Source organism: Haemophilus sp. HN_Hi08, assembly GCF_049824455.1.
GTDB classification, from domain to species: Bacteria; Pseudomonadota; Gammaproteobacteria; order Enterobacterales; family Pasteurellaceae; genus Haemophilus; species Haemophilus influenzae_D.
Map to the genome: position 1 here is coordinate 946,197 of NZ_CP187493.1, position 15,762 is coordinate 961,958.

The 15,762-nt window shown below is 38.0% G+C and carries 13 protein-coding genes; 9 read left to right on the top strand and 4 right to left on the bottom strand.

Features of this window, described 5'->3' with window-relative positions; all coding sequences use genetic code 11:
• Positions 1-39: 39 nt before the first annotated feature.
• From ACPT8O_RS04695 to fdnG, 3 genes are read right to left on the bottom strand one after another with little or no spacing between them, the layout of a single operon-like run.
• Complete coding sequence (locus ACPT8O_RS04695) at positions 40-759, bottom strand: formate dehydrogenase subunit gamma (RefSeq protein WP_005649889.1); 720 nt, start codon at positions 757-759, stop codon at positions 40-42.
• On the bottom strand, positions 752-1,690 hold the full coding sequence (gene fdxH, locus ACPT8O_RS04700; protein WP_005668036.1) for a formate dehydrogenase subunit beta: 939 nt from the start codon (positions 1,688-1,690) through the stop codon (positions 752-754). Before fdxH ends, ACPT8O_RS04695 begins: the two co-directional genes overlap by 8 nt.
• 1 nt (position 1,691) lies before the next feature.
• The gene (gene fdnG / locus ACPT8O_RS04705; protein ID WP_143413987.1) at positions 1,692-4,778 is read right to left on the bottom strand and encodes a formate dehydrogenase-N subunit alpha; all 3,087 of its coding nucleotides are present in this window, start codon (positions 4,776-4,778) and stop codon (positions 1,692-1,694) included.
• A 270-nt stretch (positions 4,779-5,048) separates the two neighbouring features.
• On the opposite strand from fdnG, the gene fdhD reads away from it, so the two are divergent.
• The gene (gene fdhD, locus ACPT8O_RS04710) at positions 5,049-5,861 is read left to right on the top strand and encodes a formate dehydrogenase accessory sulfurtransferase FdhD (RefSeq protein ID WP_021035493.1); all 813 of its coding nucleotides are present in this window, start codon (positions 5,049-5,051) and stop codon (positions 5,859-5,861) included.
• A gap of 37 nt (positions 5,862-5,898) precedes the next feature.
• Here fdhD and ACPT8O_RS04715 read toward each other — a convergent pair whose 3' ends face one another.
• Positions 5,899-6,129, bottom strand: a complete 231-nt coding sequence (locus ACPT8O_RS04715; protein ID WP_021035492.1) for a zinc ribbon domain-containing protein — start codon at positions 6,127-6,129, stop codon at positions 5,899-5,901.
• A gap of 196 nt (positions 6,130-6,325) precedes the next feature.
• On the opposite strand from ACPT8O_RS04715, the gene ACPT8O_RS04720 reads away from it, so the two are divergent.
• The 8 genes from ACPT8O_RS04720 (at position 6,326) to mraY (ending at position 15,676) form a co-directional block, all read left to right on the top strand.
• Positions 6,326-7,912, top strand: coding sequence for a carbon starvation CstA family protein (locus tag ACPT8O_RS04720; protein ID WP_021035491.1), 1,587 nt, complete (start codon positions 6,326-6,328; stop codon positions 7,910-7,912).
• A gap of 202 nt (positions 7,913-8,114) precedes the next feature.
• Positions 8,115-8,570: a division/cell wall cluster transcriptional repressor MraZ gene (mraZ, locus tag ACPT8O_RS04725; protein ID WP_021035490.1), complete on the top strand. Its 456-nt coding sequence runs from the start codon at positions 8,115-8,117 to the stop codon at positions 8,568-8,570.
• A gap of 30 nt (positions 8,571-8,600) precedes the next feature.
• On the top strand, positions 8,601-9,566 hold the full coding sequence (rsmH, locus tag ACPT8O_RS04730) for a 16S rRNA (cytosine(1402)-N(4))-methyltransferase RsmH (RefSeq protein WP_021035489.1): 966 nt from the start codon (positions 8,601-8,603) through the stop codon (positions 9,564-9,566).
• A 2-nt stretch (positions 9,567-9,568) separates the two neighbouring features.
• Positions 9,569-9,892 carry a cell division protein FtsL gene (ftsL, locus tag ACPT8O_RS04735; RefSeq protein WP_005647600.1) on the top strand — a complete coding sequence of 108 codons (324 nt, stop codon included), beginning with the start codon at positions 9,569-9,571 and terminating at the stop codon, positions 9,890-9,892.
• Positions 9,893-9,904: 12 nt separating this feature from the next.
• Positions 9,905-11,737, top strand: coding sequence for a penicillin-binding transpeptidase domain-containing protein (locus tag ACPT8O_RS04740; RefSeq protein ID WP_021035488.1), 1,833 nt, complete (start codon positions 9,905-9,907; stop codon positions 11,735-11,737).
• 9 nt (positions 11,738-11,746) lie between these two features.
• On the top strand, positions 11,747-13,213 hold the full coding sequence (murE, locus tag ACPT8O_RS04745; RefSeq protein WP_021035487.1) for a UDP-N-acetylmuramoyl-L-alanyl-D-glutamate--2,6-diaminopimelate ligase: 1,467 nt from the start codon (positions 11,747-11,749) through the stop codon (positions 13,211-13,213).
• A 13-nt stretch (positions 13,214-13,226) separates the two neighbouring features.
• Entirely contained in the window at positions 13,227-14,600 is a 1,374-nt protein-coding gene (gene murF / locus ACPT8O_RS04750) for a UDP-N-acetylmuramoyl-tripeptide--D-alanyl-D-alanine ligase (protein ID WP_021035486.1), read from the top strand.
• Positions 14,594-15,676 (top strand): phospho-N-acetylmuramoyl-pentapeptide-transferase, encoded by a 1,083-nt coding sequence (mraY, locus tag ACPT8O_RS04755; protein ID WP_005651824.1) that lies wholly within the window; start codon positions 14,594-14,596, stop codon positions 15,674-15,676. The genes murF and mraY overlap by 7 nt, the downstream gene beginning before the upstream one ends.
• The last annotated feature ends 86 nt before the right edge of the window (positions 15,677-15,762 follow it).

Here is a 15,762-nt window from a genome sequence, read left to right on the forward strand (position 1 = left end):
CAATTTTAACCGCACTTTTTTCTTTTTCAGGATTTGAGCTTATTTGCCAAATCCTTTAAATAAGACTTTGGTTTTACCTACTTTTTTGCCAGATTGCTCGTTGAGTAAATCTTCTTCAAGTTTTGATAAAACTTCTTCACGATACCATCTTGGGTGATGTTTTTTCGCCCAACGAACAGTAACCCAACCTTCAACAATACCGCGAATTGATCCTTTAACCCAAAATGCCATATATATATGCACCAAGATACCCGTGAATAACATAAAAGCACTTGCAGAGTGGAGTAAAATAGCAATTCGCAATACTGGGATTGAGAAGTAATGTGAAAAATATTGACGCCACATAATGATGCCAGTGACTAATAAGGTTACCATCGCCAAGTTTAATGTCCAAAAGAGCATTTTTTGACCAAGGTTATATTTACCGTTGTCAGCAACTGCGTGTTCATTCCCTTTAAGCACTTCAACGACACCTTTTGCCCAGCGAATATCGTTTTTTTCTGGAATATTGTGATCCCAGTACAATAACGCTAAGTAGATGAAAGCGAAGAACATTAAAATCCCAGTGAATGGGTGAATGGCGCGCGCAATTTGTGGTGTACCCAAAATTTCTGTGAGCCAAGCAAAGTCAGGGAAGAAAAATGCAACACCAGTGAACATCGTCATAAAAAAGCAAATAACCAACATCCAGTGACTAATACGCGCTGGGGTTCTATGACGGATAACGCGAGTATCGTTGCTAATTTCAATTTTACTCATTGTTTTCCCCCTTAGACGGTTTATTTTCTTCAAATTCGTGATGATGATCTTCTACATCTTCTTCTACATTTGGGCCAACGGTTAAGTAATGTGCAACTTCTGCTAGAGCTAGACCACCCATTGCCACTGCAGCGACTGGTTTCAATACATCTTTCCATAAGGTCACACTCAAATCAATTTGAGGATCTTTTGGAAGACCATTGTAAAGCTCAGGTTTATCTGCGTGATGCAACACATACATTACGTGTGTACCGCCTACACCTGGAGGATCGTAAAGTCCCGCATTTTCATAACCACGAGATTTTAAATCTACAACACGTTGTTCTGCGTAAATTTTCATTTCTTCTTTAGAGCCGAAACGAATCGCACCTGTTGGACAGGTTTTCACGCAAGCTGGTTCTTGTCCAACAGAAACACGATCAACACAAAGGGTGCATTTGTATACACGATTGTCTTCAGGATTCATTCGTGGAATATTGAATGGACAGCCTGCAATACAATAACCACAACCAATACATTTATCGGATTGGAAATCCACAATACCGTTAGCATATTGAATGATTGCACCCGGTGCAGGACAAGCCTTTAAACAACCAGGTTCTGCGCAATGCATACAGCCATCTTTACGAATCAGCCATTCTAAACGATCGTTTTCTTCAACTTCGTTAAAACGCATCACCGTCCACGCTTTTGCATCAAGATCAACTGGATTGTCATAAACCCCAACACATTGTGCATTGACATCAGAGCGAATATCATTCCACTCTGAACAACCCACTTGGCAGGCTTTACATCCGATACAAGTTGAAACATCAATTAATTTTGCGACTTCGACTTTATGATCTCTCGCTTGTGGTGCTGGTGTTAAACCAGATGTTGCGGAGATTTTAATAACGTCTTGCGTTTGAACGCCTTGAGCAGTTCCGGCCATATTATGCCTCCCCAACTTTTTCAATATTTACCAAGAATGTTTTGTATTCTGGTGTTTGCGTGATTGCCTCACCCCAAGATGGTGTTAAGGTATTAGTAGAGAATCCACGGTTACCTTTGCCATTCAATGCCTTCATATTCCAGTGAATTGGAAGACCTATATGGTGTACGACACGTCCATCAATTTCGAGATCTTTAAGACGTTTTGTAACCACGGCAACCGCTTTAATATAGCCACGACGAGAAGTAATTTTTACCATATCGCCTTTTTGGATGCCTTTTTCTGCCGCTAATTTTTCGCCAATTTCCACAAATTGTTGTGGTTGTGCGATGATATTTAATGCGGATTGTGCAGTCCAGCTGTGGAAATGCTCGGTTAAACGATAAGTTGTTGCTACAAATGGATAGTCTTTATTTGAACCAATAAATTCACGATCTTCTTTATAGATACGTAAAGTTGGATCTGTCACTACATTTGGATGAAGTGGGTTTGTATCAATTGGGCTTTCAACTGGTTCATAGTGTTCTGGCATTGGGCCATTTGCAATTTTATCAACGGCAAATAAACGTCCTACGCCTTCTGCGGACATAATGAACGGCCCAGTATCAGAACCTGGTGGTTGCGTGCCGTAGTCAGCAATATCAAACCAGTTCCAGTTTTTACCGTTCCATTTGATTAATTGGCGGTTTTTATCCCAAGGATTACCATTGATATCTAATGATGCACGGCTATAAAGTACGCGGCGGTTTGCAGGCCATGCAAAGCCCCAGCCAATAGTACAACCTAAACCCGATGGATCTGAATTATCGCGATTAGCAGTTTGGTTGCCTTTTTCAGTCCATTGACCAACATATAACCAGTTACCTGATGTTGTTGTACCATCATCACGTAAATGTGCAAATCCATTGAGTAATTGACCTTTCTTGTACATCAAGTTACCGTTTGGATCATAAAGATCTTCAAGTGCATAACCATTTAATTCTTTGGCTAATTCAACCGCACTTGGTGAGTGTGGTTGAGCATAATTCCAAGTCATTGCTTCAAAAGATTTAATGCCTTGACCACCCTCTTTTTTATAAAGTTCGTGCATTTCTTCGCGTAGCATAGAAAGAATATCAACATCAGGTAAGGCTTCTCCCGGTTGATCGCAACCTTTCCAGTGCCATTGAGCCCAGCGACCAGAATTAACGATTGATCCGTCTTCTTCTGCGAAACAAGTAGTTGGTAAACGGAAAACTTCTGTTTGAATTTCCGCAGGATTTACATCATTTGACTCACCAAAATTTCTCCAAAATTCTGATGATTCAGTTTGTAATGGATCCATAACGACTAAGTATTTCAGTTTACTCATACCAGATAACGTTTTATTTTTATTTGGTAGTGCATTTAATACGTTAAAACCTTGTAAAATCCAACCGTGTAATTTGCCTTCATTCATCAATTTAACGTGAGTAATCGGATCATATAAGCGATCTGCTTTTGGTAAGAAATCGAATCCCCAGCCATTTTCCTTAGTGGCATTATCTCCGTAGAAAGTTTTCATCATACTGACAAAGAATTTTGAAGTATGACGATAATAGTTCACTTGGTTTGGAACGATATCTTTTGGTGTAATTGCGTTAATGTATTGATCGTAAGAGGTATCTTTATCGTTTGGCAAACGCATATAACCTGGTAAAGACATTGGCAATAAGCCCATATCTGTCGTACCTTGAACATTGGAGTGTCCACGTAATGCGTTAATACCGCCACCTGGCATCCCCATATTACCTAAAAGTAATTGGATTATCGCCATTGAGCGAATATTTTGTGTACCGATTGAATGCTCTGTAAAACCTAATGCATATAGATGCGTCATCGTTTTATTTGGTACTGATGTCTTACCAATTTCTTCACAGATTTGTAAGAAGAGTTTTTGTTTTACACCTGTAATACGCTCAACCATTTCTGGGGTATAACGAGAAACGTGCTCTTTTAAGATGTTAATGACACAACGAGGATGTTGTAATGTCATATCACGTTTAGCGTGACTATTTTCATCAAATTGGTAGTTCCATTTAGATTTATCGTAGTTACGTTTTTCTTCGTCATACCCTACAAATAAACCATCTTCAAATTTGAAACCTTCATCAATTAAGAATGAAGCATTGGTATAGTGTTTAACATATTCGTGTTGAATTTGATTCGTTTCCAATAGGTAACGGATCACGCCCATTAAGAACGTAATATCAGAACCAGAACGAATTGGTGCGTGTAAATCTGCAACGGATGCTGTACGGTTAAAACGCGGATCAATAACGATGATTTTCGCACCGTTTTTCTTCGCTTCAATTGCCCAACGGAAGCCAACAGGATGAGCTTCTGCAGGGTTACCGCCTTGAACGATGATTAAGTTGGCATTTTTAATATCAACCCAGTTATTTGTCATGGCACCGCGACCAAATGATGGAGCAAGACTTGCTACCGTTGGTCCGTGTCAAGTATTCGCTTGGTTACATACTGGCACCATACCGAGCATTCGAATCCACTTTTGCGTTAATAACGCAGCTTCATTGCTCATTGCTGATGCAGTCATAATTCCTGTCGTTGCCCAACGATTAACCGTTTTTCCACTTGCATCTTTTTCAACAAAGTTGGCATCTCGGTCATCTTTCATTAAACGAGCAATACGTTTAATGGCATCTTTCCAAGAAATTCGTTCCCATTTATCAGAACCGGGTGCACGATATTGAGGATATAAAGAACGGCTTTCACTATTGACATAATCGAGTGCACCAGCACCTTTCGGGCAAAGTGCACCACGACTGACTGGGTGATCTGGATCGCCTTCAATATGAAAGAGTTTTGAACGAGTATTTGTGCCAGTATGGCTACCTAATGAATTGTAAGGTTTGCCTGTGCTATATAACAACATACCGCAACTTACAGCGCAGTATGTACAGGTGTTACGGGATTCAAACGCACGTAATAATTTATATTCGCGTGGTGCAGCTAATACATTTGCTGGAGCAAAGCCCAACATTGCAGCTGACGTTCCCGCCATACCTCCTGCACAGATCTTGAAGAATTTTCTTCTTGAGACCTGCATAATCACTCCTTTCAACAACAAGTTGTTGAGATATTATAGATAGTAATAAAATTCGTTTAGTAGCTAGATTATGTTGATTTCGTTAAAATAACACTCTCTAGTATATAAATCATCGAAAAAACGCTGATTTATTAGGTGGCTAGGATAACGATTTTTTAACGATAAATCCATAATCAAATAATATTAGCTTCAACAAATATTGTGATCTAGATCATAAATATAAAAATAATTTAACAGATTTTTTACATTTAACTGATGGGCAGGTAATAAATGCAGTGCTGGATTCGACAAACTATCAACTTTTTTAGAAAGATAAAAAATACAGAAAAATTGACCGCACTTTTACAACAAAAAGAGGACATACTGGCTGTTGAGATGCCAGTTTCTTTGGTATATAACGGCATTTCTCACGCAGTTATGATGTGTTCCCCAAACAATTTAGAGGATTTTGCTTTAGGCTTTTCTCTAACAGAGGGAATTATCAATCAACCAGAAGATATTTATGGTATTGATCTTGTAGAAGTTTGCAATGGTATTGAAGTGCAAATTGAACTTTCTAGCCGTAAATTTATGGCATTAAAAGAGCATCGTCGTAATCTTACGGGGCGTACTGGTTGTGGTATTTGTGGTACAGAACAATTGAATCAAGTATATAAAACTTTTCCAAAATTAGACTGTACTTTTCAATTTGATTTAAATTTGCTAGATAGTTGTCTTATTGATCTTCAAAAAAATCAATTACTTGGATGTAAAACTGGTGCTACCCATGCTTGTGCATTTTTCGATTTATATGGAAATATGTTAGCTATTTACGAAGATGTAGGTCGCCACGTTGCGTTAGATAAATTGCTTGGTTGGCACGCAAAATTGGGTAAGCCTAGAGGTTTTATTTTAGCCTCCAGTCGAGCGAGTTATGAAATGGTGCAAAAAACAGTGGCTTGCGGGGTGGAGATGTTAGTCACGATTTCCGCCGCAACGGATTTAGCAGTAACAATGGCAGAGAAACATAATTTGACTTTAATTGGTTTTGCTAGGGAAGGAAAAGGAAATATTTATAGTGGGCATCAACGACTTCACAATTAACCCCAATCAAGAGAGTGATTTGAGGTTTTGTTGTTGATTAATTTACCATCCAGCTTGTGACTGCGATAAAAATTGCAAAGATGCAAAACCAAGTTATGTGTAGTTTTGTGCTTTTACGATTGACTTTTTCATTATGTAAACGCCGAGCTTCTAATTTTTGTTTGTAAATCTCTAGATCTTTTTGTTTGAAAGAAAAACCGCAATTAGGGCAATTTTCTGCATTTTCACTAATCTTTTTTCTGCATTCGGGGCATCTTGCTAAGGACATATTTGCTCTATACCTATTCAATTACTTATTTATTAGCATTTTAATGGATGTTTTAGATTTTACAAATGTGATATAAGTCACAAATCTTATAAAAATCTTTAAATTCAATTTTTTATTTGACGTAATTTGAAATAGAATACAGCCGCTTGTTTAGGGCATATAAATACCTTTACTTTATTTTTTGAGGAGCCTTCTTATGTTATGGTTTTTCTTTTGTGTAGCCGTGTTGATTATCGGTTACTTTATTTATGGAAAAATTATCGAAAAAATTTTTGTGATTAATCCAAAACGTCAAACACCTGCTTACCAAGTAAATGATGGTGTGGACTATATGCCAATGTCTAAAACGAAAATTTGGCTAATTCAATTATTAAATATTGCGGGAACAGGCCCTATTTTTGGCCCTATTCTTGGTGCATTATATGGACCTGTTGCAATGCTTTGGATTGTTATTGGTTGTATTTTTGCTGGCGCAGTACACGATTATTTCTGTGGTATGTTAAGTATTCGTCACGGTGGTGCAACAATGCCATATTTGGCGGGTAAGTTTTTAGGTCGTCCCGTTAAAGTCTTTATCAATACATTAGCACTTGTGTTGCTTTTACTTGTCGGTGTTGTGTTTGTGGCAAGCCCAGCTCAATTGATGGGTACCATTACAATGGATGTATTTGGTGCTTCGCAAGGTGCGTTAGTGCTTGGTGATGCAGAGGCAGTTCATCATTCTGTTGAAGCTGGTGGGATTAAAGTATGGGGAATGGATAAAGCAACAGTGGTTGCTGTGTGGACAGCGATTATTTTTGCTTATTATATTCTTGCAACCTTACTTCCAGTTGATAAGATTATTGGTCGAATTTATCCACTCTTTGGTGCGTTATTACTCTTTATGTCAGTTGGTATGGTATACGGATTAGTTGTTTCACATTTTAGTGCAACAGATCCAATTGAGTTTTTCCGTACAATCAATGCTGATGGCGAGGGTTTAACTTGGGCGAAATTTACACAAAATTTCCAAGTGAAAGGTGATGTTCCAATTTGGCCACTTTTATTCTTAACTATCTCTTGTGGTGCATTATCAGGTTTCCACGCAACGCAAACTCCATTAATGGCACGTTGTACAGAAAATGAAAGTGAAGGTCGCTTCATTTTCTACGGTGCAATGATTACTGAGGGGGTAATTGCATTAGTATGGTGTATGGTTGGTCTTGCATTCTATGAAAATCCACAAGCGTTACAAGATGCAATTTCAGCAGGTTCTCCATCTAAAGTTGTGTATGATAGTTCGTTACATTTCTTAGGTTTTATTGGTGGTATTTTTGCCATATTAGGCGTGATTGTTCTTCCTATTACTTCTGGCGATACTGCATTCCGTGCTGCGCGTTTACAGATAGCCGAAATTTTTAATGTTGATCAACGTTCATTACCTAAACGTTTATTAATTGCTGTGCCGTTGTTTGTATTAGGTTATTTTATTTCAACCATTGATTTCAGCGTATTATGGCGTTATTTCACTTGGGCAAACCAAATGACAGCAATGGTAATGTTATGGACTGCAGCGGCATATTTATATCGTTATCATAAATTCCACTGGGTTGCGTCTCTTCCTGCGTGGTTTATCACAACAGTATGTACAACTTATTTGTTCTACAACAAAATTGGTTTCGGCTTAGATTATCAGCTTTCTGTGTATCTTGGTTTAGCAACAACCATCGTTTGTATCGTATTGTTCTTCACAATGCTTAAACCATTAGGTACGCGAGATGAAGAAGCTTATATAAATAATTAGTCAATAAAATTTGATGAAAAAAGCCGTTTGAATTGTTTATTCAAACGGCTTTTTTATTTTGATAAAAATCAGTTGCTTTAATGTGGAATTACTTGCAAGTTGAGCGAACAAATTATAAACTTGCCAAAAGTGGAGAAAAGTGGTGTTTTGTGGAGATTTTTAGAAAAATTTCTCAAAATAAGTTCAATTTTTAAGGCGTAATATGTTTCGTGGTGCAACAGCGGTTAATTTAGATTCTAAGGGACGCGTAGCGATCCCAACTCGCTATCGAGCTGAAATTCTTGAAAAGAATCAAGGGCAAATGGTTTGTACTGTAGATATTCGCCAACCCTGTCTTTTACTTTATCCCCTTGATGAATGGGAAAAAATCGAACAAAAACTTCTCGCACTTTCTAACTTTGATCCTACCCAACGTCGTTTGCAACGAGTAATGCTTGGCCATGCCACTGAATGTGAGATGGATTCTCAAGGCCGTATTTTACTTGGTAGCTTGTTACGCCAACACGCAAAATTAGAAAAAGGTTTAATGTTGGTAGGGCAACTTAATAAATTTGAAATTTGGAGCGATGTAGAATGGCATACTCAAATTACAGAGGATATAGAAATTGGCTCCAGCGCAGATTTTGCTGTTGATGCGTTAAATGATTTCTCATTATAGAAAATAATGTAGTACTTTTATCTTAAATTTATGAATAGCGAAAATTCTTTTTCTTCATCTGAACATATTACAGTTTTACTTCACGAAGCCGTGAATGGCTTAGCATTGAAGGAGAATGGCATTTATATTGATGGTACTTTTGGGCGTGGGGGGCATTCTCGGCTTATCCTTTCTCAACTTTCTTCTAATGGTCGTTTGATTGCTGTAGATCGCGATCCTCGTGCTATTGCAGAAGCACAAAAAATTCAAGATTCACGTTTTCAGATTGAACATAACAGCTTTTCTCATATTCCTGAAATTTGTGACAAATTAAATTTAGTGGGCAAAATTGACGGTATTTTGCTTGATCTTGGTGTGTCTTCCCCTCAACTTGACGAAGCAGAACGTGGTTTTAGTTTTATGAAAGATGGCCCGCTTGATATGCGTATGGATACAACTCAAGGTTTATCTGCTGAAGAATGGTTAAAACAAGTGTCCATTGAGGATTTAACTTGGGTATTGAAAACTTTTGGCGAAGAGCGTTTCGCTAAACGTATTGCCACTGCTATTGTTGATTACAACAAAAGTGCGGTAAAAAATGGCACAGAATTTTTATCACGTACTAGTCAATTGGCGGAACTTATTTCACAGGCAGTTCCTTTTAAAGATAAATATAAACATCCTGCGACGCGTAGTTTCCAAGCCATTCGTATTTTTATTAATTCAGAATTAGATGAATTAGAAAGTCTGCTTAATTCTGCGTTAGATATGTTAGCACCAGAAGGGCGTTTATCAATTATAAGTTTCCATTCTTTAGAAGATAGAATGGTGAAACATTTTATGAAAAAACAAAGTAAGGGCGAGGATATTCCTAAAGGTTTACCGTTGCGAGAAGATCAAATTCAGCGTAATCAAAAATTAAGAATTATTGGTAAAGCCATTCAGCCAAGTGATGCAGAAATTCAAGCAAATCCTCGTTCAAGAAGTGCAGTATTGCGTGTCGCGGAGAGAATTTAGCGATGTCTGAAAATAATAAGCCTCGTTATCCGTTACAGCAAATTTTAGTCGAAGATTTATTTTCTTCAAATAAGTTAGTGGTGTTGCTGTTAATAGGGATTTTAGTTTCTGCAATGGGAACGATTTGGATAACCCATAAAACTCGCCAACTCATTTCTGAAAATGGAATGTTAATTTTACAGCGTCAAGCACTTGAGAATGAATACCGTAATTTACAAGTGCAGGAAGCTACGGAAGGGGATAGTACGCGTGTAGAATCTATTGCGATTAGTACATTAAAAATGAAAGTTGTTTCTTCAGAGCAAGAAGTTGAAATTAGAGAATAATAGGTAAGAAAGATGGTGAAATTTAATTCCCCGCGTAAATCAGGTAAGTCGAAAAAAACAATTAGAAAATTGACTGCACCTGAAACTGTAAAGCAAAACAAACCTCAAAAGCTGTTTGAAAAATGCTTTATGCGTGGACGTTATATGCTTTCGACGGTTCTTATTTTACTCGGTCTGTGCGCTTTAGTCGCGCGAGCAGCTTATGTTCAATCTATTAATGCCGATACGTTATCGAGTGAAGCGGATAAGCGTTCTTTGCGTAAAGATGAAGTATTATCTGTGCGTGGTTCTATTTTAGATCGTAATGGTCAGCTTTTATCTGTAAGCGTGCCGATGAGCGCGATTGTGGCAGATCCAAAAACGATGTTGAAGGAAAATTCGCTTGCGGATAAAGAACGAATTGCAGCTTTAGCTCAAGAATTAGGTATGACCGAAAATGATTTAGTGAAAAAAATTGAGAAAAATGCTAAATCTGGTTATTTGTATTTAGCGCGCCAAGTTGAATCAAATAAAGCTAACTATATTCGTAGATTAAAAATTAAGGGAATCATTTTAGAAACTGAGCATCGTCGTTTTTATCCTCGTGTAGAAGAAGCTGCACACGTGGTGGGTTATACGGATATTGATGGAAATGGTATTGAAGGCATTGAGAAAAGTTTTAATTCAATACTTGTTGGTAAAGATGGCTCACGTACTGTTCGTAAAGATAAACGTGGAAATATTGTTGAACATATCTCCGATGAGAAAAAATATGATGCACAAGATGTTACCTTAAGTATCGATGAAAAATTGCAATCTATGGTATATCGTGAGATTAAAAAGGCGGTGTCTGAGAATAATGCGGAGTCTGGTACTGCAGTGTTAGTTGATGTTCGTACTGGGGAAGTGTTAGCTATGGCGACCGCACCCTCTTATAATCCAAACAACCGTGTCGGCGTAAAATCAGAGTTAATGCGTAACCGCGCAATCACCGATACGTTTGAGCCAGGTTCTACGGTAAAACCTTTCGTTGTTTTAACCGCACTTCAACGAGGTGTCGTTAAACGAGATGAAATTATTAATACCACGTCCTTTAAATTAAGCGGTAAAGAAATTGTGGATGTTGCACCACGTGCTCAACAAACTTTAGACGAGATTTTAATGAACTCTAGTAACCGTGGTGTAAGTCGTCTTGCATTACGTATGCCACCTAGTGCATTAATGGAAACTTATCAGAATGCAGGTTTAAGTAAACCGACAGATTTAGGTTTGATCGGCGAACAAGTTGGGATTTTGAATGCAAATCGTAAACGCTGGGCAGATATTGAACGTGCAACAGTTGCTTATGGTTATGGTATTACTGCGACACCTTTACAAATTGCTCGTGCCTATGCAACTCTTGGTAGTTTTGGTGTTTATCGCCCGCTTTCTATCACTAAAGTTGATCCGCCAGTTATTGGGAAACGCGTTTTCTCTGAAAAAATAACTAAAGATATTGTGGGGATTTTAGAGAAAGTAGCAATTAAAAATAAACGCGCAATGGTGGAAGGTTACCGTGTTGGCGTGAAAACAGGTACAGCACGTAAGATTGAAAATGGACATTATGTAAATAAATATGTGGCATTTACTGCGGGTATTGCACCAATTAGTGACCCTCGTTATGCCTTAGTGATTTTGATCAATGATCCAAAAGCAGGCGAATATTATGGTGGTGCGGTTTCTGCCCCTGTATTCTCTAGCATTATGGGTTATGCGTTACGTGCAAATGCTATTCCGCAAGATGCTGAATCAGCTGAAAACACAACAACGAAAACTACAAAACGTATTGTTTATATTGGCAATCACAAGAATCAAAAAGTGAATTAAGGAAAAATTATGAAAAAACTCACCGCACTTTTTAATTTGCCTGAATTAAAGGATGATGTAGAACTCCATAATATGGTGTTGGATAGCCGTAAAGTTAAAGCTGGCGATCTTTTTGTGGCGATAAAAGGTCATCAGGTGGATGGAAATCAATTTATTGATTCTGCTATTCATTCTGGCGCGAGTGCGGTGGTGTCTGAGACTGAATTATCTAGTGAACATTTAACTGTAGCGTTTATCGGGAATGTGCCAGTGGTTAAATATTATCAACTTGCACGTCATCTTTCGTCCTTAGCTGATGTTTTTTATGATTCGCCCTCTAAAAATTTAACCCTTGTTGGCGTAACAGGGACAAATGGTAAAACTACTATTTCTCAATTATTAGCACAATGGGCGGAATTATTAGGTCATCGTTCGGCAGTGATGGGAACCATTGGTAATGGGCTTTTAGGACAAATTGTAGAAGCTAAAAATACAACTGGCTCAGCAGTGGAAATTCAATCGTCCCTTTCAAATTTCAAGCAAGCAGGCGCAGATTTTGCCTCTATTGAAGTTTCATCACACGGTTTGGCGCAGCATCGTGTAGAAGCCTTGCATTTTAAAGCGGCAATTTTCACGAATTTAACCCGTGATCATCTAGATTATCATCAATCTATGGAAAATTATGCTGCGGCGAAGAAACGCTTGTTCACTGAATTAGATACCCAAATTAAAGTGATTAATGCTGATGATGAAATTGGACACCAATGGCTAACTGAATTACCTGATGCTATTGCCGTAAGTATGAATGCGGATTTTAAAGTAGGTTCACATCAATGGATGAAAGCAATAAATATCCATTATCATTTTAAAGGTGCAGATATTACTTTTGAATCTAGCTGGGGTAATGGCGTTTTGCATAGCCCATTAATTGGTGCTTTTAATGTAAGTAATTTATTATTAGTAATGACCACGTTGTTATCGTTTGGTTACCCATTGGAAAATTTACTCGCTACGGCGAAATCTTTAAAAGGAGTATGTGGAAGAATGGAAATGATTCAATATCCAAATAAACCAACCATTATTGTAGATTATGCGCATACACCAGATGCCTTGGAAAAAGCGTTGATTGCTGCGCGTGAACATTGCCAAGGCGAATTATGGTGCATCTTTGGTTGTGGCGGAGATCGTGATAGAGGCAAACGTCCGTTAATGGCACAAGTTGCAGAGCAGTTTGCTGAAAAGATTATTGTGACAAAAGATAATCCACGAACAGAATCACAAAACCAAATTGAAGCAGATATTGTCGCAGGCTTTAAAAATATGGAAAAGGTGGGGATTATTCCTGATCGTGCGCAGGCAATCCAGTTTGCGATTGAAAGTGCGGTAGAAAATGACGTGATTTTAATTGCTGGAAAGGGGCACGAACATTATCAAATTATTGGTTCGGAAGTTGTGCATTTTTCCGACCAAGAAATTGCACTTGATTTCTTAAAATAATCATTACTCAATTATGATTAAACTCTCTACTGTACAACTTGCACAGATTCTTCAAGCTAAATTAATTGGCGATGAAAATGTGCAAGTTGAAGAAATTAATACGGATACTCGAAAAAGCATATCAAATAGCTTATTTTTTGCTTTAAAAGGCGAAAAATTTGATGCTCATCAATATCTTGAACAAGCGGTAGCACAAGGTGCGCTCGCGCTTGTTGTTCAGCAAGAAAATTCTTCCATTTCTATTCCACAACTTGTGGTTAAAGATACTCGTATTGCTTTGGGCAAGCTTGCAAAATGGTTACGCGAGAAAATTAATCCGCGTATTGTGGCGATGACAGGCTCTTCTGGTAAAACTACGGTAAAAGAAATGACCGCAAGTATTTTGCAGCATACTGCTGGTAATCCAGAGGCGGTACTTTTTACCAATGGTAATTTCAATAATGATATAGGTGTGCCTTTAACCCTGCTGCGCTTAACAGAAAAGCATCGTTTTGCTGTGATTGAACTTGGTGCTAATCATCAAAATGAAATTAATTACACCACAAAATTAGTTCAACCTAATGCCGCATTGATTAATAATATTGCGCCCGCACATTTAGAGGGGTTTGGTTCTTTAGCGGGGGTTGTTCAAGCAAAAGGCGAGATTTATCGAGGTTTAACAAAAAATGGTGTGGCGATTATCAATGCTGAACATAATCACTTAGATATTTGGCAAAAAGAAATCAGCAATCACGCCATTCAATATTTCAACGGCAAGGATTATTCCGTCAGAAATGTTCAAGGTAACGAGCAAGGTTCAACCTTTACGTTAGTTTCTCCGCAAGGCGAAATTGACATCAGTTTGCCTTATCTTGGAGAGCATAATGTAAAAAATGCTTTAGCTGCTACCGCACTAGCGATGAATGTTGGTGCTACGCTTGCCGATGTCAAAGCTGGATTAGAACAACGTTCGCAAGTGAAAGGACGTTTATTCCCTATTCAAGTAACACCTAATTTATTGTTGTTAGATGATACTTATAACGCAAATAAAGATTCTCTCTGTGCGGCTATTGATGTTTTAAAAAGTTATGATGCTTTCCGTATTCTATGTGTCGCAGATATGAAAGAATTGGGCGAAAATTCTCTCGCTATTCATCGTGAAGTTGGACAATATGTTAAGTCGTCAAATTTAGATTTAGTTTGTTCTTATGGCAATGAAAGTGCGGTCATTTCTGAGGCTGTTTTGGGTAAGCATTTTACGGATAAAACTGAAATGGTGGATTTCTTAGTTCCACTTATTGAAAACCAATTACAACAAAATAATAAAGTCGTGGTGCTAGGAAAAGGCTCACGTTCAATGAAAATGGAAGATGTGATCTATTCATTAAAGGATAAAATTAAATGTTAGTCTGGCTTGCTGAATATCTTGTTCGTTACGAAACCGCCTTTAATGCGATTTCTTATATTACCGTCCGTGCAATTCTTGCATTATTAACCGCACTTTTTATCTCCCTTTGGATTGGCCCTAAAGTGATCAAGCGTTTACAGATCTTAAAATTTGGTCAAGAAGTGCGAAATGATGGCCCTGAAAGTCACTTTGCTAAAAAAGGCACCCCCACTATGGGCGGTGTGATGATTTTATTCTCTATTGGCGTAAGTACGTTATTATGGGCAAATCTTGCTAATCCTTATATTTGGGTTTGCTTATTTGTATTATTTGGATATGGCGCAATTGGCTTTGTGGATGATTTCCGTAAAATTACCCGTAAAAATACAGATGGTTTAATTGCTCGTTGGAAATATTTCTGGATGTCTGTGGTGGCATTAGTGGCAATCCTTTGGCTTTATTGGCTTGGTCACGACACTGATGCCACCCGTTTAGTGATTCCATTCTTTAAAGACATTATGCCTCAATTAGGTTTGTTCTATATCGTATTGTCCTACTTTGTGATTGTTGGCACGGGTAATGCAGTGAATTTAACCGACGGTTTAGATGGATTAGCGATTATGCCTACTGCGCTTGTTGCAGGTGCGTTTGCTTTAATTGCTTGGGCTACGGGTAACGTAAATTTCGCAGAATACTTGCATATTCCGTATATTAAATACAGTTCTGAAGTAGTGGTGTTCTGTACAGCTATTGTTGGCGCGAGTTTGGGATTCTTATGGTTTAATACTTATCCTGCTCAAGTATTTATGGGGGACGTGGGTTCTCTTGCATTAGGTGGTGCGCTGGGTGTCGTAGCAATTCTTGTTCGTCAGGAATTTTTGCTTGTGATAATGGGTGGCGTATTTGTTGTTGAAGCACTCTCTGTTATTTTGCAAGTGGGATCTTATAAGTTACGCAAACAACGCATTTTTAGAATGGCACCGATTCATCATCATTTTGAATTGAAAGGATGGCCAGAACCAAGAGTGATTATTCGGTTTTGGATTATTTCCTTAATGTTAGTATTGATGGGATTAGTTACCTTGAAGTTGCGTTAATAAATGTTGTGAGGTTCGCTCTTTCAGTTTTTGAAAGAGCGAGCTTTTTATGTTACAAATTGATATTCCCATCAGCAAAATTTAAA